Origin of the sequence: Desulfobotulus mexicanus, assembly GCF_006175995.1 — a bacterium.
GTDB lineage: Bacteria > Desulfobacterota > Desulfobacteria > Desulfobacterales > ASO4-4 > Desulfobotulus > Desulfobotulus mexicanus.
Genome location: NZ_VDMB01000002.1, coordinates 23,810 through 46,103, shown reverse-complemented (window position 1 = coordinate 46,103; position 22,294 = coordinate 23,810). Strand labels below are relative to the sequence as shown.

Annotated in this window: 23 protein-coding genes; 13 read left to right on the top strand and 10 right to left on the bottom strand. The window is 50.1% G+C overall.

What is annotated here, in order from left to right; translation table 11 throughout:
* Nucleotides 1–5: 5 nt before the first annotated feature.
* Nucleotides 6–3,419 (bottom strand): ABC transporter substrate binding protein, encoded by a 3,414-nt coding sequence (locus FIM25_RS02165; RefSeq protein WP_139445833.1) that lies wholly within the window; start codon nucleotides 3,417–3,419, stop codon nucleotides 6–8.
* A 506-nt stretch (nucleotides 3,420–3,925) separates the two neighbouring features.
* Between FIM25_RS02165 and FIM25_RS02160 the strand changes: the two genes are divergently transcribed.
* The 9 genes from FIM25_RS02160 (at nucleotide 3,926) to FIM25_RS02120 (ending at nucleotide 13,201) form a co-directional block, all read left to right on the top strand.
* Nucleotides 3,926–5,617: an L-lactate permease gene (locus tag FIM25_RS02160; RefSeq protein ID WP_139445830.1), complete on the top strand. Its 1,692-nt coding sequence runs from the start codon at nucleotides 3,926–3,928 to the stop codon at nucleotides 5,615–5,617.
* 83 nt (nucleotides 5,618–5,700) lie between these two features.
* A complete protein-coding gene (locus tag FIM25_RS02155; RefSeq protein WP_139445828.1) occupies nucleotides 5,701–7,083 on the top strand; it encodes an FAD-binding oxidoreductase in 1,383 nt (460 codons plus the stop codon).
* A 4-nt stretch (nucleotides 7,084–7,087) separates the two neighbouring features.
* Entirely contained in the window at nucleotides 7,088–8,374 is a 1,287-nt protein-coding gene (locus tag FIM25_RS02150) for a (Fe-S)-binding protein (protein ID WP_139445826.1), read from the top strand.
* Between the two features lie 156 nt (nucleotides 8,375–8,530).
* On the top strand, nucleotides 8,531–9,106 hold the full coding sequence (locus FIM25_RS02145; protein WP_139445824.1) for a LutC/YkgG family protein: 576 nt from the start codon (nucleotides 8,531–8,533) through the stop codon (nucleotides 9,104–9,106).
* Nucleotides 9,099–11,261 carry an L-lactate dehydrogenase (quinone) large subunit LdhH gene (gene ldhH / locus FIM25_RS02140; RefSeq protein WP_218961223.1) on the top strand — a complete coding sequence of 721 codons (2,163 nt, stop codon included), beginning with the start codon at nucleotides 9,099–9,101 and terminating at the stop codon, nucleotides 11,259–11,261. The genes FIM25_RS02145 and ldhH overlap by 8 nt, the downstream gene beginning before the upstream one ends.
* A gap of 425 nt (nucleotides 11,262–11,686) precedes the next feature.
* Nucleotides 11,687–11,935, top strand: a complete 249-nt coding sequence (locus tag FIM25_RS02135; protein ID WP_139445822.1) for an AbrB/MazE/SpoVT family DNA-binding domain-containing protein — start codon at nucleotides 11,687–11,689, stop codon at nucleotides 11,933–11,935.
* Nucleotides 11,936–12,274 carry a type II toxin-antitoxin system PemK/MazF family toxin gene (locus FIM25_RS02130; RefSeq protein WP_139445820.1) on the top strand — a complete coding sequence of 113 codons (339 nt, stop codon included), beginning with the start codon at nucleotides 11,936–11,938 and terminating at the stop codon, nucleotides 12,272–12,274. It abuts the gene before it with no gap.
* Nucleotides 12,275–12,453: 179 nt separating this feature from the next.
* A complete protein-coding gene (locus FIM25_RS02125; protein WP_179953090.1) occupies nucleotides 12,454–12,753 on the top strand; it encodes a type II toxin-antitoxin system Phd/YefM family antitoxin in 300 nt (99 codons plus the stop codon).
* On the top strand, nucleotides 12,743–13,201 hold the full coding sequence (locus FIM25_RS02120; protein ID WP_179953089.1) for a type II toxin-antitoxin system VapC family toxin: 459 nt from the start codon (nucleotides 12,743–12,745) through the stop codon (nucleotides 13,199–13,201). Before FIM25_RS02125 ends, FIM25_RS02120 begins: the two co-directional genes overlap by 11 nt.
* Before the next feature lie 114 nt (nucleotides 13,202–13,315).
* Here the strand turns inward: FIM25_RS02120 and FIM25_RS02115 are convergent, their stop codons facing one another.
* The 3 genes from FIM25_RS02115 to FIM25_RS02105 all read right to left on the bottom strand — a co-directional run bounded on the left by FIM25_RS02115 (nucleotide 13,316) and on the right by FIM25_RS02105 (nucleotide 14,702).
* Nucleotides 13,316–13,786 (bottom strand): DUF4440 domain-containing protein, encoded by a 471-nt coding sequence (locus tag FIM25_RS02115; protein ID WP_139445813.1) that lies wholly within the window; start codon nucleotides 13,784–13,786, stop codon nucleotides 13,316–13,318.
* A gap of 24 nt (nucleotides 13,787–13,810) precedes the next feature.
* Nucleotides 13,811–14,173 (bottom strand): NifB/NifX family molybdenum-iron cluster-binding protein, encoded by a 363-nt coding sequence (locus FIM25_RS02110; RefSeq protein ID WP_139445811.1) that lies wholly within the window; start codon nucleotides 14,171–14,173, stop codon nucleotides 13,811–13,813.
* An 85-nt stretch (nucleotides 14,174–14,258) separates the two neighbouring features.
* Nucleotides 14,259–14,702, bottom strand: coding sequence for a VOC family protein (locus FIM25_RS02105; protein ID WP_179953088.1), 444 nt, complete (start codon nucleotides 14,700–14,702; stop codon nucleotides 14,259–14,261).
* 255 nt (nucleotides 14,703–14,957) lie between these two features.
* Between FIM25_RS02105 and FIM25_RS02100 the strand changes: the two genes are divergently transcribed.
* Together FIM25_RS02100 and FIM25_RS02095 are read left to right on the top strand one after the other, a co-directional pair.
* Nucleotides 14,958–15,923 carry a class I SAM-dependent methyltransferase gene (locus tag FIM25_RS02100; protein ID WP_139445807.1) on the top strand — a complete coding sequence of 322 codons (966 nt, stop codon included), beginning with the start codon at nucleotides 14,958–14,960 and terminating at the stop codon, nucleotides 15,921–15,923.
* A 309-nt stretch (nucleotides 15,924–16,232) separates the two neighbouring features.
* Nucleotides 16,233–16,670: an acyl-CoA thioesterase gene (locus FIM25_RS02095; protein ID WP_179953087.1), complete on the top strand. Its 438-nt coding sequence runs from the start codon at nucleotides 16,233–16,235 to the stop codon at nucleotides 16,668–16,670.
* 154 nt (nucleotides 16,671–16,824) lie between these two features.
* Here the strand turns inward: FIM25_RS02095 and FIM25_RS17655 are convergent, their stop codons facing one another.
* On the bottom strand, nucleotides 16,825–16,959 hold the full coding sequence (locus FIM25_RS17655) for a hypothetical protein (RefSeq protein ID WP_281279280.1): 135 nt from the start codon (nucleotides 16,957–16,959) through the stop codon (nucleotides 16,825–16,827).
* Between FIM25_RS17655 and FIM25_RS02090 the strand changes: the two genes are divergently transcribed.
* Together FIM25_RS02090 and FIM25_RS02085 are read left to right on the top strand one after the other, a co-directional pair.
* Nucleotides 16,958–17,182, top strand: coding sequence for a HAMP domain-containing protein (locus tag FIM25_RS02090; RefSeq protein WP_342774317.1), 225 nt, complete (start codon nucleotides 16,958–16,960; stop codon nucleotides 17,180–17,182). The genes FIM25_RS17655 and FIM25_RS02090 overlap by 2 nt on opposite strands.
* 161 nt (nucleotides 17,183–17,343) lie before the next feature.
* Nucleotides 17,344–18,894, top strand: a complete 1,551-nt coding sequence (locus tag FIM25_RS02085) for a sigma-54-dependent Fis family transcriptional regulator (RefSeq protein ID WP_139445801.1) — start codon at nucleotides 17,344–17,346, stop codon at nucleotides 18,892–18,894.
* A gap of 293 nt (nucleotides 18,895–19,187) precedes the next feature.
* On the opposite strand, the gene FIM25_RS02080 is transcribed toward FIM25_RS02085, so the two are convergent.
* Genes FIM25_RS02080 through FIM25_RS02065 form a run of 5 tightly spaced genes read right to left on the bottom strand, consistent with a single transcriptional unit; the run spans nucleotide 19,188 to nucleotide 22,160 of the window.
* Nucleotides 19,188–19,496: a putative quinol monooxygenase gene (locus tag FIM25_RS02080; RefSeq protein WP_139445799.1), complete on the bottom strand. Its 309-nt coding sequence runs from the start codon at nucleotides 19,494–19,496 to the stop codon at nucleotides 19,188–19,190.
* Nucleotides 19,497–19,534: 38 nt separating this feature from the next.
* Entirely contained in the window at nucleotides 19,535–19,669 is a 135-nt protein-coding gene (locus tag FIM25_RS17650) for a hypothetical protein (protein ID WP_265423928.1), read from the bottom strand.
* A gap of 58 nt (nucleotides 19,670–19,727) precedes the next feature.
* Nucleotides 19,728–20,489 (bottom strand): SDR family oxidoreductase, encoded by a 762-nt coding sequence (locus tag FIM25_RS02075; protein ID WP_139445797.1) that lies wholly within the window; start codon nucleotides 20,487–20,489, stop codon nucleotides 19,728–19,730.
* A complete protein-coding gene (locus FIM25_RS02070) occupies nucleotides 20,486–20,665 on the bottom strand; it encodes a hypothetical protein (RefSeq protein WP_139445795.1) in 180 nt (59 codons plus the stop codon). The genes FIM25_RS02075 and FIM25_RS02070 overlap by 4 nt, the downstream gene beginning before the upstream one ends.
* Nucleotides 20,666–20,690: 25 nt before the next feature.
* A complete protein-coding gene (locus FIM25_RS02065; protein WP_139445793.1) occupies nucleotides 20,691–22,160 on the bottom strand; it encodes a 4-hydroxyphenylacetate 3-hydroxylase family protein in 1,470 nt (489 codons plus the stop codon).
* Nucleotides 22,161–22,294 lie beyond the last annotated feature (134 nt).

Here is a 22,294-nt window from a genome sequence, read left to right as displayed (position 1 = left end):
TCCTTTCAACAGGGTCCTGCATCCAGCACGCTGCGGATTACCCGGTTCAGGGAATCACGATTATAGGGTTTGGAAAGTACAGCCCGGATATTCCCTCTGGGCTGAAGGGTTTCCGCCATGCCTCCGCCGGTGGCAAGAATCACCGGCAGATCAGGATTCATGCTTTCCAGACGATGGGCAAGGCGAAGACCATCGGTCCCGGGCATATCATAATCCGTCAGTACAAGGTCAAATATATTTTCCGAAGATTCCATGCGAAAGAGTGCTTCATCGGCCGTCCCGGCCACAACCACCCTGTAGCCCATATTCCTTAAAATTCTTGGAACGGTTTCCCTCTGATCCATATCATCCTCCACAAAAAGAAGACGCTCCTTCCCGTTCCCTGCCCTTTCACCACATGTGACAGAAGATACAGCACCCTGTTTTTCAAGGGGCAGAAAAACATCAAAAACCGTCCTTTCAAAGGGAAGACTGCTTACCTGCACTGCCCCTCCGTGGTTCATCACAATTCCATGCACCATGGAAAGCCCCAGGCCACTGCCGCCTCCCTTTTCACGGGTGGTAAAAAAAGGATCAAAAATCTTATCCAGTACAGCGATGGCAATACCCGGGCCATTATCCGCAACACTGAGACAACCATAGAAACCCGGCACCACACCAAGCCCGGCAGATTCGCTTTCCCCCAAAGTCAGGGTAGCAAGATGGACTTCCAGAGTTCCGGGATGACTTCCCATGGCCTGCAGGGCATTGGTACAGAGATTCATAAGAACCTGATGAATCTGAACAGGGTCTGCCATACAACTTAGCGGATGCTCACCGCAGAAATCCTCTTTCACACGAATATGACCGGGAATGGATGTCCGCAACAAATCCAGCCCCTCATGAACCACAGATCTTAAGTCCACGCACTGGAATTCTTCCCTACCGGGACGACTAAAGGACAGAATCTTTTTGATCATGCCACTGCCCCGTTCTCCGGCCCGCAACACCCGCTCCAGATCCTTCCGTCCCATACTGCCCTCTTCCAGATCCTCCATGGCCAGTTCTGCAGAATTGATGATGGATGTGAGAATATTGTTAAAGTCATGGGCAATACCACCGGAAAGCCTTCCCAGTGCTTCCATTTTCTGACTCTGTAAAAGCTGCCGTTCCAAAGTAACCTTCCGGGTGATGTCCTCGGCACAGGTCAGAACACCACTGGCCACACCATCGGCACCGAGCAGGGGAACCTTGTTTATCTCCAGCCAGATCTTACGCCCCCTGCCATCCTGTATATGGCATTTAAAACGGCAGACAGGCTCATGCTGCAAAACGGCCCGTTCTCCCCTTTCCATGAGCATGGCCGCATCTTCCTTGTCGGGCAAAAGCTCATAAAGGGTTTTTCCTATCACCCGGGGACCGTTTTCCAGACCAAAGAACTCTGCACTGCTGCGATTCATCCCCATGATACGCAGCTCCCTGTCCTGCCAGAAAACAAGCTGGGGAATATTGTCCAGCACCAGCCAGAGACGCTGACGGGACTCCATCAGAGCCATTTCCGCATGTCTGCGTTTGGTTATGTCCTCACCGATGCCCTCCACATGTACCATCTGGCCATCGGAATCATATACCGCCCTGGCGCTCAGGGATGCCCAGCGCATTTTTCTGTCTCTGGTATAAAAAGCAACCTCAAACCCCGTCACCTCCCGGCCCGCCAGAAGGATTTCCCAAAAAACCTTCCTGTTTTCCGGATCCACGTAATGGGACTCCAGCAGCCCGCCTGTATTTTTAAGGGCCTCATATTCGCTATCATAACCCAGTATCTGTGCAAAAGCCCGGTTCATGTGGGTCAGCCTGCCTTTGGGAGAGGCAATAAAAATACCCTTGGATGCATTTTCAAAAATACTGCGATACCGCTCTTCGGCAATGCGCAGATTCTCCTGGGCCGTTTTCATTCCGTGCACATCATTGATAACCCCCACCAGACCCAGCACTTCTCCCCTGGCATTCAGATAGGTGGCCTTAGTCAAAATCACATGGCGATAAACGCCCGAAACATCGTGGATACGGTTCTCGTATACCCTTACACCCGGTTCTTTTAAAAGGGCCTCATCCACATCATCGGAAAGGCGCACGGGATAACGCCCCTGCAACACGGCATCTCCCTTGTCCACAATATTACGTACCTGTACACCAAACCAGTTTTCAAAGCTGTTGTTGCATCCCAGAAAACGGCCGCTCTTATCCTTAAAATAAATGGGAATTGGGATAGTATTCATCAGAATCTTTAAAAAGGAAAGCTGGTCCTTGATCTTTTCCTCCACCACCCTTCTGTGGGTAATATTGAGCACAAGGAGAACAAGAACAGAGGAAAGAAGGATCATGCTACCCATGAGGGTCCAGAAAACCTCCCGGTTCAGTTCATAAAAATGGCGTGGTTCATTAATGAAGGTGCTACCCCGGGGCAATAGCCCCATATCCATTCCCCAACGCTTCATGGCTGCATAATCAAAAAGAAGAATATAAGGATCTTCCGTGATTACAGGAATGGATTCGGCGGGAATCCCTTCCAGAACCTTGAGCAACATCTCTCCGGCCATTTTTCCGTGGCTGTATCCGCTGGTCAGCTGTCCTCCTATGGCACCGGAACCCATAAGAAACTCCCAGAAGGTGAACACCGGCACACTGGCATTTTCACAGATACGCTCCAGAATATCTTCCGCACTGTAAAAACTGCCCTTGAGATACTCGTAATATGGCACATAAAAAATAAAAGTGTCTTCGGGAAGACGGGATACAGCTTCTATGGCTGCCTCCATTGCAAGATCCGACCAGTACTCAATCTCCAGGCGATCCTCAAAGAGATGCGCCATCTGACGGATGGCAGACATGGTGGCACCTCCCGTGAACGATTCGTCTCCGACCACCACCATGCGTCTTGCTGCAGGAATCAGGCGCAGGGCAAACTCCACGTTTTCCACCACGCTGAAACTTTCCGCCATGCCAGTTATATTTTCCACACCCTCAATACGGGAAGGCTGATAATCATTAACTCCGCAGAAAACAACCGGCACACCCGGAAAAAGCTGATCCCTGTATGCCAGTATGAAATCAAAGGCATAGTCATCTGAAACAATTATGGCATCAATATCCAGCCCACCATATTTATAACGATACAGGTCAACAAGGTAGGGCCTCAGCTCCGGATCCGGATAACGTTTTGTGTCCATGTACTCCACATGCAGATTCACTGTATAGGGACCTGTATCCAAGACCAGACGAAGTCCCTCAAGCAAAGTATCTGACCATGCGTATCCGTCTTCATAGGAGTTGAGATAGACAACCCTTTTTTTTATGTCCGCCTGAACGGAAAAACAAAACAGCAGGCCCAGAAAAACAGACAGCAGACCTGCTTTTATTATTTTATGAAAAAATATCATGCTTTCTCTTTCGGTCAGAGGCAAAGCCCAAAATCCTTCTGGACTTAAACCATGTTCATGGTACTATACATATAACAGTTTCCTCCTAATCACCAGATGAAATCCTGAAAAGCAGAACCAGCAATCCGTTTTTCCGGACTCATAAAGGGGAGGCAGTGATCAAAACCACAAAAACAGTTCGACAATGCCAAACAAAAGCCCGTCTCACTGAATTCCATTCCTGTTTTTCAGACCTTGGCACGGCCATCCCACTGATCCGAACCAGACAAAAAAAGATAAACCATTTAAATAATAAAATTTATCGTCAATGGCACAGATATAGCTATAAGCCAGAACGGATACCACTCCGGGCGAAGCATCGCCCGAAAAGCAAACGGTGTTCCGGTATTTCCGGCTTCCCCCCCTTCCCCGGCTGGAATGCCCCCGGAGTGATTCCTTAACCACTTTACTGTCAGGGTGACCCCGAAACATACCCTGCCCCGGATTTTCCATCAAGGAGGCCTGTGATGTCCATTGGAATGCTTGCTTTACTCGCTTTTGTACCCATTGCCATTGTTCTGGTTCTCATGGTTGGCATGCGCTGGCCCGCCACCAAAGCCATGCCTTTGGCCTGGCTTGTATGTGCCCTGATTGCCATGACCGCATGGGGCATGGATTTCGGCTTCATTGCCGCCTCAACTCTGGCGGGTTTCGGCAGTGCCATCAACGTTCTCATCATCGTTTTTGGCGCCATTGTCATCCTTTACACCATGCAGGTCAGCGGAGCCATGGAAACCATCAGTTATGGTTTCACGGGTATTTCTCCGGACAGACGAATACAAACCATCATTATTGCCTTCATGTTCGGTGCCTTCATTGAAGGATCGGCAGGATTCGGAACACCGGCAGCCCTTGCAGCCCCCCTGCTGCTGGGCCTTGGCTTCCCCGCCCTTGCAGCGGTCTGCGTTGCCCTTATCTCCAACTCCATTCCCGTTACCTTCGGTGCCGTGGGCACACCTATCTGGTTTGGCATGATGACCCTGGAAACCCCTGTGAACGCTGCCATAGCTGCAGGTGAAAACATTGGATTCACGACCTTTAACGGCTTTCTTATGAATGTAGGTCAGTGGGCCGCTGTCATGCACGCCATTGTGGGCCTTGGCTTCCTCATCTTCCTCATCTGCTTCCTTACCCGTTTTTTCGGCAAAAACCAGTCCTGGAAAGAAGGCCTTGGTGCCTGGAAATTCGCCCTCTTTGCCTCCTTTGCCTTTAACATACCCTACCTGCTCACAGCCTTCCTCGTGGGTGTGGAATTCCCCTCCCTCATCGGCGGTCTTGTGGGGCTTGGCATTGTCATCACTGCTGCCAAAAAAGGCTTCCTCATGCCCGAAAAAAACTGGGACTTCGGCGAGCGCAGTTCCTGGGAAAAGGAATGGATGGGCGAAATTGAGGTTGGTGCCAAGGATCTGAAACCCCAAATGAGCCAGTTCATGGCATGGCTGCCCTATGTACTCATTGCAGGTATCCTTGTTCTTACTCGTCTGAACGATCTGCCCTTCAAGGCTCTTGCTACCTCCTTCAAAATCAGTTTCACCCAGATCCTCGGCTATGAAACCGTCAACTTCACCATGACACCTTTTTATCTGCCCGGTGTAATCCCCTTCATGCTGGTGGCACTCATCACCATCTTTCTGCACAAAATTCCTGCAGCCAAGGCAGCACAGGCATGGAAAGAGAGCTTCATCCGCCTGAAAAACCCCACCATTGCCATGCTCTTTGCCGTGGCTCTGGTTGAAATCATGAGACAATCCGGCAACAATATTATGGGCTATCACTCCATGCCCCTTTCCATGGCTACAGCCGTGGCTGCCGTTGCAGGCCAGAGCTGGCCCTTCTTTGCCGCCTATGTGGGTGCCTTAGGTTCCTTTATTACAGGTTCCGCCACCGTATCCGACCTGCTCTTCTCCGACTTCCAATACGGGCTTGCCACCACCATAGGCACCAGCCGTGAAATCATCATGGGTGTTCAGGGTGTGGGTGCCGCCATGGGCAACATGATCTGTGTACATAACGTTGTGGCTGCTTCCGCCACCGTAGGACTTGTAGGTGTAGAAGGTCTGATCATAAGAAAAACCATTATCCCCATGGTCCTTTACGGTATCCTTGTGGGTATCATGGGCCTTCTCTTTTCCTTTGTACTTTTCCCCGCAACTTTCTAGCAAACAAAAACACGATGGCATCCGGCCGGGTTTTCCAGCCGGATGCCGGTTCCTCAGAATCCTGACACGGATGGAGAATTCCCATGAAAAAAAACTCCCTTGTGGGTGCCTTTAAAGATCTTATTGGTGCTGAAAACGTCATGGAAAGTGAAACAGACCGCATGAACTATTCCTATGATGCGGCGGTTCTTGCACCTGTCATGCCAGGCCTTGTGGTCCGGCCAAGAAATACCGAAGATATCGGTGCCATCTTAAAACTCTGCAATGAAAACAATATCCCGGTCACTGTCCGGGGAGCAGGAACCAACTTAAGCGGCGGAACCATTCCCTCCATGGGCGGCCTTGTGATGCTCACCAATGGTCTTCAGCGCATCATAGAAATCAATGAGGCGGACATGTACGCCATTGTGGAACCCGGAGTCATCACAGCCCAGCTCGCTGCGGAAGTGTCAGCCAAAGGGCTTTTCTATCCTCCGGATCCCGGCAGCCAGACCGTATCCACCATAGCAGGTAATGTAGCGGAAAATGCGGGTGGCCTTCGGGGACTCAAATACGGAGTCACCAAAGATTATGTCATGGGCATGGAATTTTATGATGCTACGGGCACCCATGTGCGCACGGGCTCCAAAACCGTAAAATGCGTCACAGGCTTCAACCTCGCAGGCCTCATGACGGCCAGTGAAGGGTGCTTCGGAGTTTACAGCCAGATCACCCTCAAGCTCGTGCCTCCGCCAAAGGCCTCCAGATCCATGATGGCAGTCTACGATTCCGTAGATAAGGCCGCGGAAACCGTTGCAGCCATCATTGCCGCCAAGATCATTCCATGCACACTGGAATTCATGGACAACTTCACCATCCGCACGGTGGAAGACTTTGCCAAGGTGGGGCTTCCCACGGAAGCCAAGGCCCTTTTACTCATAGAAGTTGACGGTCACCCCGCACAGGTGGAAGATGAAGCGGCAGAAGTTGAGACCATCTGCAAAGCCAACGGAGCCAGCCGCATTCAGGTGGCCCAGAATGCCGAAGAGAGAAATAAAGTCTGGGAAGCCAGAAGAACGGCCCTTTCCGCACTGGCCAAGCTGAGACCCACCACAGTTCTGGAAGACGCCACCGTACCCAGAAGCCGTATTCCCGACATGGTGCGGGGCCTCGATGCCATTGCAGCCAGACATAAACTCACAATAGGCACCTTCGGCCATGCCGGAGACGGCAACCTGCACCCCACCATCCTCTGTGACAAGCGCGACAGGGAGGAATGGCACCGGGTGGAAAAGGGTGTTGAAGAAATCTTTGAGCTGGCCCTTGGAATGGGTGGTACTCTCTCCGGGGAACACGGCATCGGCCTTGCCAAGGCGGGTTTCATGGAAAAAGAGATCGGAAGGGGTTCCATCGAATTTTCCAGAAAAATCAAACGCGCCGTGGATCCCAAAAACATCCTGAATCCCGGAAAAATTATCGGAGGCTGACATCATGGGGGATCTGAAACGTTTACATCGTCTGCTAATGGACATTGACGATATGCTGGCCGGATGCATGCGCTGCGGCATGTGCCAGTCCGTATGCCCGGTTTTTGCACGCACACTCAATGAGGGGGATGTGGCCAGGGGCAAAATTGCCCTGCTGGAAGGCCTCAGCCACCAGATGATTACAGATGCCCAAGGCGTTAAGTGTAAGCTTGAAAAATGCCTGCTCTGCGGCTCCTGCTCCGCCAGCTGCCCCAGCGGTGTCAAGGCTACGGATATTTTTCTCAAGGCCAGGGCAGCCCTTACGGAATACACCGGCCTTTCTCCCATTAAAAAGGCCATCTTCCGGGGCACCCTCACCCATCCTGAGCTTTTCAACCGTCTTGTGAACATGGGTTCTAAATTCCAGGGGATCATGACAAAAAAAGCCAATGCCTACCATGGTACCTCCTGCGCGCCCATGCTTTCATCCATCCTCGGCAACCGCCAGATTGTTCCTCTAGCTTCAAGACCTTTCCGAAAAAGCCATCCATCCATGGATACACCTGCCGGAAAATCAGGGCTGAAAGTGGCCTTTTATCCGGGCTGCCTTGTGGACAAGATGTACACAGGCATCGGGGAAGCCATACTGAAAGTTATGAAACACCACGGAGTCGGTGTCTTTCTTCCGGCAAATCAGGCCTGCTGCGGTATGCCTGCTCTGGCATCGGGAGATACAAAATCCTTTGAAAAACTTGTTGATCTCAACCTTAACTGTTTTTCCGGCAAAGGCTTTGATGTTCTGGTGACACCTTGTGCCACCTGTACGGCCACCCTTAAAAAGGTATGGCCCATGATGGCCGAAAATCTGGACATGAAACGGCGCAGGGAAATCGACGCCCTCAGCGCAAAGGTCATGGACATCAACCAGTTTCTTGTGGACAGAGTGGGTGTGCGTCCAAAGGACGGTGCAGAAGGCAGGGCCGTCACCTTCCATGACCCCTGTCACCTCGGTAAATCCCTGGGCGTTTTCTCTCAGCCCAGAACCCTGATTCAGGCCAGCGGAAAGTACAGCGTCAAAGAAATGAAGGATGCCAATACCTGCTGCGGTTCCGGCGGGAGTTTCAATCTCCAGCATTATGAAACCTCCACCCAGATCGGCCAGAAAAAAAGGGACAATATTGTTGCCACACAGGCAGAAATTGTTGCCACCGGCTGTCCTGCATGCATGATGCAGCTCACGGACATGCTTGCTTCCAAAGGTGACAATGTCCGCGTGAAACACAGCATCGAACTTTATGCGGAAACGCTGTAATCATAAGGTTTTCTGAAATACAAACACCTTATGTCACCCTCTCCCTCCGGGTGTTGGCTGAGGCTCTCGAAGCAAAGGGGGAGGGTGATGGATCAATTTCCGGTTACATTCAATACCGAAAATGGCCTTATTTAAGAAGATCCAAAGGAGACATCCATGGAAAATGGAAAAGATAAAGAGCTGTTCAAGGAAAAGGCGGAGCTGGTGCAAACCGTGGTCAGCACCGTAGAAACCCTTGAGGATGTTGCGGCCTACACCGTGGATCTCACCGCAGATCAGGGTGGAAAGACCATTGCCATTGCAGGTTTTGACGAAGAAACCCTGGCAGCCATTCTTCCGGATTTAAAGGAAAAGGCCAAAGCCAAAGGCATTGAGGTGCTGGAGCCTCCCTTCAGACCCCACCTTGAAATTATTCACACAGGCCTGACCCCTGCCCTCTGGGGTATAGCCCAGACCGGAACTCTGGTGCTGCGCTCTGCCGATGAAAACCTGCGCATCGCCACCATGCTGGCGGAAACCCATGTCTGCGTGCTGGATCCCTCCACCATTTATCCTTCCACCGATGAACTGGTTCCCCTTCTGGATGCAGCCATCAAAGAAAACGGTGCCGCCTACATGGCTTTCATCACAGGACCAAGCCGTACAGCAGACATTGAACGGGTGTTGAGCATTGGCGTCCATGGGCCTGAATTCCTGCACATTCTTTTCAAGGAGGAAAAAGCCGATGATTAAAACGCCCCAGAATATGAAGGACTACACGGATCAGATCCGTGCCACTTTAAAGGAAAAATTCCTCCAGACCACCCTGAACAACTTTGCCACAAGCTACAAGGCTTCCAGAGCCAAGGCCTTCAGCGGCATGGACCTTGAGGGGCTGCGGGAGGAAATTGCCTGCGCCAAGGATGCAGCCCTGCCAAGGCTTGAGGAGCTTCTGGAGGAATTCACCCGCCATGCGGAAGCAGACGGGGTGAAGGTGCACTTTGCAAAAACCGCCCAGGAGGCCAATGCCATCATTGCGGCCATTGCAAAGGAAAACAATGTAAAAACCATCGTGAAATCCAAATCCATGACCGCTGAGGAAACCTTTCTCAACGATCATCTGGAAAAACAGGGCCTGAAAGTCACGGAAACAGACCTTGGGGAATGGATCATCCAGCTGCGCCACGCAGGCCCTTCCCACATGGTTATGCCCGCCATCCACCTTTCCCGCTATCAGGTGGGCGATCTTTTCACCGGTGTATCCGGAGAAGAGCAGGATCCGGAAAACATCGATAAGCTGGTGAAGGTGGCAAGGAAACAGCTCCGGCCCCGCTTCATTGAGGCTGACATGGGCATCTCAGGAGCCAACTTCGCCATGGCCGACTCCGGAGCCATCGGCATTGTCACCAACGAAGGCAATGCCCGGCTCACCACCACCCTGCCCCGTGTACATGTCACCCTTGCCGGTGTGGACAAACTCATCCCGGATATCAAAACGGCCCTCACGGCCATAAAAGGCCTCACCCGGAACGCCACAGGTCAGGCCATAACTTCCTATGTTACATGGATTAAAGGACAGCCCCCCTGCGGCGCTTCGGAAAAAGAAGTCAAAACCCGACACATCGTCTTCCTGGACAATGGCCGTCTGGCCCTTGCCAAAGACCCGGTGTTTTCAGAAGTGCTGCGCTGCATCCGCTGCGGAGCCTGCGCCAACGTCTGCCCCATCTACCGCATCCTCGGCGGACACACCTACGGCCATGTCTATATCGGTGCCATCGGTCTCATCCTCACCTTCTTCTACCATGGAAGGGACAATGCCCGCGCCATCGTGAAAAACTGCCTCAACTGCCAGAGCTGCAAGGTGGTCTGCCCCGCCAAAATTGATCTCCCCTACCTCATTAAAAAGGTATACCGGGAAGTCATGGACGAAGACGGCAAGCGACCTTTGAGAAACCGGCTGCTCGCCAGAGTCATGGGCAACCGCAAGCTCTTCCACACTCTGCTAAAAAATGCATGGATGGCTCAGGCTCCCATTGCCGACGGTCCAAAGATCCGGCATTTGCCCACCATTTTTGGCCGCAAGCACGATTTCCGCACCATTCCCGTGCTGGCCAAACATCCCCTGCGGGATCAGTGGAGCACCTTCAAGCCAGTGGTCAAAAATCCCAAGCTCAAGGTTGCTCTTTTTGCAGGCTGTGCCCAGGACTTCATTTATCCCCAACAGGCAAAAGATGCCGTTTCCCTTCTTGCCAGCTATGGAGTGGACGTGGATCTTCCCATGGACCAGACCTGCTGCGGGCTGCCCCTTCTCATGATGGCGGAAAATGAAACCGCCAAAGAAGTGGCCGAACAGAACATGAAAGCCCTGAATACGGACAAGTACGATTATATCCTCACCCTCTGCGCTTCCTGCGGTTCCCACATAAAAGAGAATTATCCCAAGCTCTTGCAAAAGGAAAATGCGGTGCCTGAAGGTGTGAAAAAACTTGAAGATAAGATCATTGATTTCTCCTCCTTCATGGTAAATGTGCTGAAAGTGACAGCGGATGACTTCCGTGTGAGCGGCAAGAAGGTGGCCTACCACGCACCCTGCCATCTCTGCCGGGGCCTTGATGTGGTGGAAGAGCCAAGGGAGCTGATGCGGGTTGCTGGCCTTGACTATGTCCCGGCTGCGGATGAAGATGTGTGCTGCGGCTTCTCCGGTTCCTATTCCGTTGATTTCCCGGAAGTTTCCGAGCAGCTTCTCCGCCGCAAGGTGGCCAACATGGAGGCAACGGGGGCGGACATTGTGGTAACGGACTGCCCCGGCTGCGTCATGCAGATTTCCGGCGGCATGGACAAGCACGCCTCCCGGATGCGGGTCTGCCATATGGCGGAGATTTTACAGGAGTTCAGGAAAAAGGAATAAAGTCTTTAAAAACAGAATCAGATAGTTTTTTCAATAGTTTTACATCCTCCTCTCCTTCGGGCTTATCCTTACCAATAAGCATAGAAGAAAGTGGGAAGCTAATAACTGGAAAAAGATATAATTCCCTTGTAGGGGCAGGCCCCTGTGCCTGCCCCTACCCCCTTCCCGTCACGCACAAATCAGCCCTGCTCAAAATCCAAAGCCACAATCTTCAGACGAATACACTCCATAGAACACAGACCTCTGCCATAAAGCAGCTTTGCCACAATCCAGTGAGACCAGCCAGTATAGGGAGGGAAAACCTTCCTGAAAATAGTAACAGAAGACATGGAAAATTTTAATTTATAGGACTATTGGCCTAAAAAGCTCCTTGACGGTCAAAATTTTTATGTATAAACTTAGGATATACATGAGGAGGTGATCATATGCTTGCAAAAGTTCAAAAATGGGGAAATAGTCAAGGACTTCGCCTCACAAAGGCATTGCTTTCAGATGCTCAGATAAATGTAGGCGATGACGTCAATATTCTTGTAAAAAACGGTGCCTTAATTGTCACCCCGGCCCAAAGCGTCCGCAAGAAATATAATCTCAAGGATCTTGTAGCAAAAATTCCCAAAGGGCACCAAACCAAAGAAACCGATTGGGGAGAACCCGTCGGAAAAGAGGTCTGGTAAATGTCAGCCTATATTCCCAGGCAGGGCGACATAATATCTATTACATTTGATCCACAAGCTGGGCATGAGCAAAAAGGACGCCGGCCAGCACTGGTTGTCAGCAAGGATCTATTCAATAGAAACACAGGCTTAGCCATTGTGTGCCCAATTACAAATACTGACCGTGACTTTCCCTTTCATGTACCAATACCAGAGGCAAGCAAGTTGAGCGGTTTCGTCATGGTTGAGCAAGTAAAATCAGTTGATTTCCGAGCTCGCCGTGTTAAACGTATCGAGCAGCGGAACAATGAACTGTTGTCTGAAGTACTTTCAATATTAGATGCTTGCCTATACGAGTAGGCCAACCAAAGCATCAGCAGACCGCTGCCATACAAAAGCTTTGCCATGAGCCCGTGGGAAAGGATTATTTTCCGTATGCTCCGAACAATATTCAATAAAGCATTGACCTCCTCCGCTCCGAACCATTATAGTTGATATGGTTCATTTGGCATAAATCTGCTTTCATGGGGGCCTATAATATGGAAAAAACAATTGATGTTACTGCGGCACGCAGGCAATTCGGAACACTTCTGGACGAAGTCTTCCACAAAGGGGATATTTTTACCATCGAAAGAAAAGGTAAGCCACTGGCAAGGATTATTCCTCTTGATCAATCTATTCACCGAGAAGAGAAGAAAACAATTTCTTTACAGCAAAAAGCACTACTGAAAGAGCTGAATAGTCTTCCTAACATTGGTACAGATAAAGATCCGGTTGAAGTTCTTAGATCCATTCGTGAGCAAAAGCGAATCAAGACAGCCAATGAATATGACAAATAAACGCTACATACTGGATGCCAATGTGTTCCTGGAATATATTTACAATCGTTCGTTACAAGGTAAGGCAAAACAGATAATTAAAGATGCAATTCTGGAGAAAATTCAAGTCATAGTTCCAAGCCTTCTTCTGGATGAGATCACGGAAGTTTTGTGCGGTAATATGAACAACATTGAGAGTGTCGAGAAGCATTTGCAATATATTGAAAAAATTACAGAGTCAGAAGTATTGAATATTGTTGTTCCAAATACCAGAACTCGCATGAAAGCAGTGGAGCTCGCAAGAACAGGAAACAAGAAGACTGGCTATCCTGAATTGACAGATTGCATCTATCATGCCTTGGCCATCATGAACGACGCTATTTTTATAACGAATGACAAAAGACATATTGCAAAAGTGAAGCATTTTGGACATATTGTCAGATTATCAGATTATCCGAAGATGGAATAAATTCTGGGTTTGCACCAGGTATTGTACAAATGGGTGGGTGTAGCCCCTGCTTTATTCTTTAACAAAAAGCCCTGTATCCTTACCGGCACAGGGGCTTTTTTTATGGGCCAGATTTTATGGTTTTTCAGGCATAGCCGAAGAGTGGTGACTGCTTATACGCCAGCTGGTGCCATCCCACCTGTACGTAAAGGTGTAGCGGCCCTGTACCCTCTCTCCGGTTTCTTTGAATGTGAAGGTATAAAGACCCGAATCAATGGCCGCATTACAGCCCAGTTCGATGTGGCTCAGGTCAATCTTTCCCGAGGGCTTTTTTTCCATGAAATGCTCAAAGTAATCCTGCTTTTCCGCAACCGTGAAACGGGGTTTGTTGGACACTGTAGGCAGAAGAATGCTGCCTGCCGCATAGTTTTCCACAACCTTTTCGGGTTCTCCGCTTTCAAGGGAAAAATTCCAGCGTTCAAAGAGGGCGGCGATTTCTTCCTGTGAGCTTTCTTTGCAGACTTCCATGGAATGAGGCTTCTGCGACTGAAATGTGGCACAGCCCGAAAAAGCGAGAACCGCAGCAAACACAAAAAAGTATTTCATCTTCTTTTCCTTTTTCCTTCTCTGTCAATGCCCGCACTCATGACCATGGGCAATGCAACCGATGCCGGAATCCCTTAAATCCCCTGAAATCCATTTATCTGCAATGGCCCGTACATCCCCCATGCAGCCCCGGATCACCTCAATACCACTGGCTGCAAGCACCCGTATGGCACCATCTCCCATATTACCGGCAATCAACACCTTTACCCCCAGCTCCGCCAGGGTTCCTGCGATATTGGACTTGCAGCCGCATCCCACCGGAGAGGCCACCTTTTCTTCATTGATAATCTCTTTTTTCTCGTTCAGCGTGAACACGGTAAAAAACTCACAATGTCCGAAATGGCTGTCTATGGTATTGTTTTCTTTGGTTGGCAATGCAATTTTCATTGATAACTTTCACCAGACCTCCTGCTGATTATCCACAGGGGACAGGTGCCTTTCCTTTTGATTAGCGTTGATTAAAAAAATAATTTTATGACTCCTGATCTTCAGATGCAAGCGGATACTGACAAAGCTCCATGAGAATACCATCAGGCCCCAGAAAATACACAAGTTTTTTACCCGTTTTCTCCCAGGTCTGTACAGGACTCAGGAAAACAGCACCCAAAGACTTAAGATTCTCAACGGTTTTTTCCATATCCTCAACCTGAAAAGCCAGATGCCTGAATCCCACCTTATTTGCCATACTTATCTGACCATCCGGAAGCATGGCAGGCTGATATTCGAGAAGCTCAAGGCGCATGGAAGACCCGGAATGCTCCATGGCAATAAAACGCCCCTTCACCCCGGAAAGGCCAGTGACCTTTTCAAGAAAGGCCCCGTCCAGATCCGATTCCATCACAGCCCTGAATCCCATAGCCTCAAAAAAGCCTGCTGCCTTTGCAAGGTCTGTCACAACAATATTCAAATGGTCCATGCACAGAATCATCATTCACCTCAGCAGATATCAAAAATATTGGAAAAAACACGGCTGAAAGACAAAGGCCATAGGAAATAAAAATATCTCCCGAGAAATAAGATTGCCTCCCATGACCAAATGATTCAGAATAATCGGCTGCAGGATAAAGCGAGGCCAAAAAGCCTCCTGATTCACCTGAAAAAATCCTGCCTGATACCTATCCTCCACCGCACAGGGTGTACACACCTTTTTTATAAAACCGGAGCCACGCAGATGCCAGATTCCATGACAGATCCTAAAACAGAGCAGCAGGCCAGAATGCTGGCAAACCGCATCCAGAAACGTTTTAAGCATTTCCATAAACGTTTCCAGCGTCAGGGCCTTGAGGTTTTCCGGCTCTATGACTGGGATATTCCGGAAATCCGTGCGGTTGTGGACTGGTACGGCGGGCATCTGGTGATAGCGGAATACATGCGGGAGCAGTCTAAGCCCCACTGGCTGCCTGCCATGGCTGAGGCTACAGCCGCTGCCCTTGGTGTACCCATGGAAAAGGTTCATTTGAAAAAAAGGCATGCTGGCATAAGGGACGGAAAACGCTATGGCCGCCTTGACCGGACCGACGAAAAAATCATCATGGGGGAAAGGGATCTGAAATTCTGGATCAACCCCTCTGATTTTGTGGATACGGGACTTTTTTCCGACCACAGAAATACCAGAGCCATGGTCAGGGAGCTGGCTGAAGGTTCGAGGTTTCTCAACCTTTACTGCTATACGGCAAGCTTTACCTGCTACGCTGCAGCGGGCGGTGCCTTAAAAAGCCTTTCCATTGACCGGTCCCAGGGCAATCTTGACTGGGCAGGAGAAAACTTCAGACTCAACGGCGTGGACGGAAAAAAACACAGGCTGCTTCAGGCCGATGCCATGGACCATCTGAAGACTCTCAAGAAAAACGGCGAGACCTTCACCCTTACCATGGTGGATCCCCCTTCCTACTCATCGGCGAGGGATAAGGGAAAAACCTTTGATATTGCAGAAGATCATCCAGAACTGCTGCACAGGGTTCTGGATGTCATGGAAAAAGACGGGACTGTATTTTTTTCCACCAACCATCAGGCCTTTGAGCCCCTGATGGACAGCCTGAAAGTCCGGGAAATCGAAGAGATCACCCAAAAAACCATTCCCGAAGATTACCAGAACAAAAGAAAAAAGATACACCGTTGCTGGCGTATCCTTGTCTGAAAAAAATGTAATTGTTTAGCACAGTTTTATTCCGAAATGCCAACACTGTAACTTCAATAGTTCCGTACCATTGGAAGGTACCTTGGCTGTTTAAAAGTAACGTTACAATCGTTACGAACAGAGCTTCGCAGGCCTATGCGAGATAATCGGCAAACTGCCTGAAAGGTATGACTGAGTTTGATGAGAGGGTTGGGTGAACGTCCTTTCCCTTTCAATCCGGAGACGGCTGTGATAAAAATTTCCAGCATTCATGAGAACCGTCCGGGGGCTCCGGCCCCCTTATCCTTTTTCCTTCAGAAAGTGTTTTGCATGCAGGAGTTTGCCCCAGCCTTTCCCCATGAAGTATCCATCCGTATCCCCATGCACATGGTAGATCTCGGCAATGTTATCTATCACAGCCGCTATCTGGACCTGTATCACGAAGCAAGGGATCATTATCTCGATGCCGCGGACTGCAGCTACAGAGAAATTATGGAAAAAAATTATCATCTAGCCGTTGCCGATACCCATATTCAGTTCAAAAGACCCATCCGCTACCTTGAAACAGCAATCATCCGCACCCGCATTGCCTGGATCCGGAACCGAAGCCTCTGCGTTGTTCAGGAAATGACAAAAGACGTCAACGGGACATTACAGTTATGCAACAGGGCCGAATTCACCCTGGTATGTATCGGACCAGAATTCAAAGCCATTCGTATTCCCGATACCTTCATTCAGAGACTGGCCCTTTTTCAGACCTCTGCCTGAATTGAGCATTCCGGCATACTTCCGGTTCCACCCCATGACCGGAAGCCCCCTACCCGCAATCTGATAAGCGCATGTTTTTTTTTCTTGGCATACAAATGCACCAATCGGCTGTATCCACCTTTCATGCCTCGGCGGCATAGGAACTGACCTATATTCAGTCGGCCATGGATATTTTCGTAGAGAACGCCTTAAATACGGTGGACTGCAGGCCATACGCTCCCACAACAGGAATCGCAGGTCTGGATGTTGCATCCTCGCCCTCACCTGCCTGATCCAGAACAGCTTCCATTCCTATCCGCAAAACCACCCGCATGCTACAGGATGTGGTAAAAAGCAAAGGGGATCTTACCCGTAAACTGGAAGTGCAGAGCCGGGATGAAATCGGTGACATGGCCACCGGATTTAACACCTTCATTGAAAAAATCCATGAAATAGTGACCGATGTTATCTCCAGAGCAGGTCTTGTCAACCGCTCTTCCGGTAACGCAACCCGTTCCATGGACTTTCTGTGAGGGGCTGTCGAAGCCATTGGCAAAGCTACGGCTAACATCAGTGAAATATCGGAGCAGACCAACCTACTTGCCTTGCTTTTCAACAGGCATTCAATTAAAAGAATCTCGTGGACCCGGCTACGCCATTCTCAAGCAACATTCTTCAAAGAAAGTTCAGCCCCATGATGACCTTTGAACGACTCCTCTTTGAAATATCATCCAAGTTCGTCAACATTCCTGCTTCGGAAGTGGATCAGGAAATTAATGATGCCATCAGAAAAATTGTGGAGTTTCTCGGCATTGACCAGAGTGTTTTCGGAGAATTCAGGGATGGCAGCCATGAACTGAAAATAAGCCACGGGTATACCGCCCATATATGGCCGGAAAACCCGGGCATTATCCTCAATGCTCTAGCTCCTAACATCACCCTCCGCCTCAAGCGGGGCGAGGTGGTCAACCTTTCCAGCCTTCCCGATGACGCACCGGAAGACTGGCATGAAGAACGTCAGTATGCGGAAAAGGTAGGACTCAAATCATGTGTGGGCGTAAGCCTCAAGATCGGAGGGTCTGTACTGGGTGTCATCATTTTTGAATCCTACCGCAGACACCAGAACTGGACGGAAACCTCCATTCGGCACATGCGGCTTCTGGCCCAGGTTTTTGCCAGTGCGCTGGAACGCAAACAGACCGAACTCAAGCTCAGAAAAGCCTTTGACACCATACAAAAACTGTCTGAACGCCTGAAAGCAGAAAACAGTTATCTCAAAGAATCCATCCTCAGTGAAAACCGCTACTCCCACATTATCGGCAACAGTCCGGCCATGACAGAGGTGCTGAACCGCATGGAACAGGTGTCCGTGACCGATGCCTCCGTTCTGCTTATGGGAGAAACGGGCACAGGCAAAACCGTTCTGGCAGAACTGGTCCATGCCATAAGCCACCGAAGTACCAAAACCATGATCAAGGTCAATTGTGCGGCCCTGCCATCCAATCTCTTGGAAAGCGAATTCTTCGGGCACGAAAAAGGAGCTTTTACAGGAGCAGTAAACAAAAAAATCGGGCGCTTTGCCATAGCCCACGGTTCCACCCTTTTTCTGGATGAAATAGGGGAGCTGCCTCTGGATCTCCAGGCTAAATTCCTCAGAGTACTGGATGACGGCGAGTTTGAACCCATTGGCAGCAACCGCACCGTACGTGTAAATGTCCGCATTGTGGCAGCCACAAACCGGAATCTGGCCCGGATGGTGCAAGAGGGGACGTTTCGGTCTGACCTCTACTATCGGCTGAATGTGTATCCCATACTCGTCCCCCCGCTAAGAGAAAGGCAGGAAGACATACCGGAAATGGTGCACTCTTTTATTCATCAGCTTTCCAAAAGCATGGGACGGCATATTGGTCCCTTGTCAGAAAAAGACATGGCAGCCATGACCGCCTATTCCTGGCCGGGCAATATCCGTGAGCTGAAAAATGTGGTGGAAAACGCCATGATTTCTTCCCAGGGAGCTGTCCTTTCCCTGCACCCTCCTCCGGGCGGTCATGAACACCAGCCACAGGAAACACTGAACCATGCCGAAGCAGAACGCCAGCTGATTCTCTCCACGTTACAACAGGCCAGGGGCAGAATTAAGGGAGCGGGTGGAGCCGCCGCCATTTTAGAACTGAAACCGTCCACCCTCTACTCCAAAATGAAAAAACTCGGCATCCGTAATCCGTGGAAATCTCCCGAACCCTGACAAAGACAGACAAAAAGGCTGCCATTGCAGAAATCACTCAACCTGTTACTTGGTTTAATTGCATTGGTAGTCGGTACTTTTCTCTTTAGCAGCTACGAAAAAAAACCTCTGGTCATTGTTTTTGCTGGGCCGTTCACAGCCCCCTGCACTGGTATGGGAGTTCATGGAAGATTCCAGCGATTCCTCCCAAAATCACTGACAATAAAAAGGGAGCTCTGTCCAAACAACAGGAACTCCCCCATCTATAATCAGGTTTACATCTCTCCTTGCAGATGAACGGCAGAAATGACAGATCAATCTGGCATTCCTTTTACAAATGAAGCCACCTCTTCATAGACAGTGAGTTCAGGTTGCTGCAGGAGATGAGACCCCACCCATTTAAAAAACTCCTGCACATGGGCCATGCTGCCATGACGCTCAAAAGCTTCCCTGTCCGCATATCTTTCATATACAAAGAAAACACCCGGGTTTTTCCGGTCTTTATGCAGGGAGTAGACCAGCACCCCTTCTTCTGACGCTGCGGCTCTTACAAGCTCGCCAAGCCTTTCTTCCGCCGGAACTGCTGCTTCCGGCTTTACCCGTATCATCGCCGTAACCACCATATCTTCCTCCTTTTACCAAAGCTATAAGGTCCCATCGTTTATGTCTGCACAGAGGACTGGCCCAAAGAACCCTGGTTTCCGTTTGCAGAGCCTGCGGCAAGACTCTGCAAACGGACTTCCGGCAAAAAGGGGCTGCCCACGTCCTTCCAGTCCATAAAGATCCAATCCTCCATGATCCACCCCATTAAAGGGACTACGGATTCATGATTAATATAGAGACAGCTCCGGCATTCAGGCCAGCATGCCCCCATCACAGATCAGGCAGGTACCCGTGGTATAGGAGGCCGCATCCGATACAAGGTAAAGGGCAGCGCCTGCCATTTCACTGGGAGCGGCAATGCGTTGCAGGGGAATCATGGAAATCACCGCCTTGCTGACAGCTTCGTTCTCCGTAATGGCACTGGAAAATTTCGTTTCTGTCATACCCGGCAACAGGGCATTGACACGGATTCCACAGGGTGCCAGCTCCCTCGCAAAGGCCTGAGTCATGGATATCAAGGCTGCTTTCGTGATGGAATAGATCCCCTGCATCTGCGCGGGACGGATTCCGTTAATGGAAGAGACGTTGACAATGGCGCCTCCCTGCCCTTTCTTTTTCATCAGTATGGCCGCCCTCTGGGACATAAAAAAGGGCCCTTTCAAATTCACATCATGGGTTTTATCCCAGGCCCAGGCCTCCGCATGGAGCATTTCACCAAAATAGGGATTGGCTGCCGCATTATTTACAAGGATATCCAGCCTCCCATGCTTTGCCTCCACAGCATCCATGAGAGAGGCAATCTGATCCAGATCTCCCATGTTACAGGCCATGGCCTCGGCCGAGCCCCCCTGGGAACGGATCCTGTCCACAACAGTCTCAAGGCTATCCAGTTTACGGCTCACCAGAATACAATGCGCGCCATACTCCGCAAACGTTGCGGCAATACTCTCACCAATACCCCTGCTCGCTCCCGTAATCAATGCCTTCTTATGCTCAAGGGAAAACAGATTCATTCCTTCACCTCCCCTTCTCCGCCGTTCACCTGTCCGGGTTCCATGCTGTCATTTACTTCATGAATGGCAGCACTCTGGTTCTCTACTAACACACGGGCAATGGCATCCAAATTCGGAGATCCGGCTTTCGGCCCTTCAATCTTCTCCGCCCTGCCTGCATCCTCTGTTTTTTTCATGGCTTCTCCTTCCATACAAAGGGAATCACCAACTCGCGGACATCCCGGCAAGCCGTTTGACAATATCCTTTCTTTCCTGAATATTGTACTGAGATGTGATGGCAATCTGCTCCATAACAGGAGAGCCTCCTCCGTGGAAACTTGCATAATTCAAGGTTCCTGCAAGGGAAGAAACGGTCAAATCGCTGAAATACAGCCAGAAACGGATCTGGTCCTCCACGGGTATCTTTGTATTCCGCTTCAGGTATTTTTCCAGATAGGGCCTGAGCTCCTCATTCACCAGATCCTGTTCATAGGGGAAGGTAGCGGGTACACCACCTGCTATATCACAGAGTATCTCCTGTTCATGGAAAACAGCCTCACCCGTAAGGCAGCGGCCCACATTGCAGTAAATGGAGTTGGGAATGCAGGAACCCGGACCAAAAGGCACCGGCCCCATGCCCGGGATGGTCATCTCTGCCTTACCAAGGGACGATGCCGTATAGCCGGCGGCATAACCCAGTTCCGCAATCTGAATGATGCTGGCAAGCTTTTCCTTTACACGGGCGCTTTTCTCAATACCGTTCACCTCTGCTGCTAAAGCGGCAAGCCCCATGGTAATATCGCCAATGGCCGGTTTGCATCCGGAATAGCTGTGGCGGTGGAAGAGGGCAAACAGCAGGGCACACAACCCTCCGTGAAGATGCTCACCGCAGAGAAAGACCCTGTCCCATGGCACAAAAACTCTGTCAAAAATCACATAGGAATCCGCGGCCCCAAAATCAAACCCCCGCTTAAAATGCTTACGGGCTCTCATATTATGGGGATGCACCACCTGGGTAAGACCTTCTGCATCCGAAGGAATGGCAAAAGCCACCGCATAATCCTTCTCCTCCTCCGTAAGGGAACGGGTCGGCACCACCATAATCTCATCCGCAACGGAAGCCTGGGTGATATGCACCTTGCAGCCCGTTACCACAATCCCTTTGCTGTTTTTTTCCACCACATGGAGGTACTGGTCCGGATCGGGCTGCTGGGAGGGACGCAGCATCCTTTCGCCCTTCACATCGGTCTGAGCACAGGCCACCACCAGGTCTTTTTTCTGAAAATTATCCAGCCATCTGAGAAAATTCTTATGGTATTCCGTAGCACCTCCATTGGCCTTATCTGCTTCATAGGAGATGATGTTCACCGCATTACTGGCATCAGCGCCCATGCATCGACCGATGCAGTAGCCAACTTCCCGGCAGAGCATGCGCGTCATGTCCTGCTTTTTATGCAGATCTTCGGGACTCTGGTGAATATGACAGAAACGATTGATGGTTTCACCGCTCAGATGGGATTTGGCCGTGCAAAGGTGGGCTTTCTCAGGATCCATTGCCGCATCAAAGGTGTGACCCAGAACATTCAGGGTCATCTTCAGCTCCTCGTGATCCCGGCTAATTTTTTCTCCCTTGTAATAAATGTTCTTCTTCATTTTCATCAGATCGGCAACGTATTGTTCCTTTGTTCTCATGGCAGCCTCCTTTAAAAGAAATAGAAAAAAACCGTATTCTGCGGTACACGAACTCCTGCCCATTCTCCAAAGCGAGGACTGTGCCACACAAGATGCAATAATAAACATTTGAGTTAAATAGAAAAAAACAACAC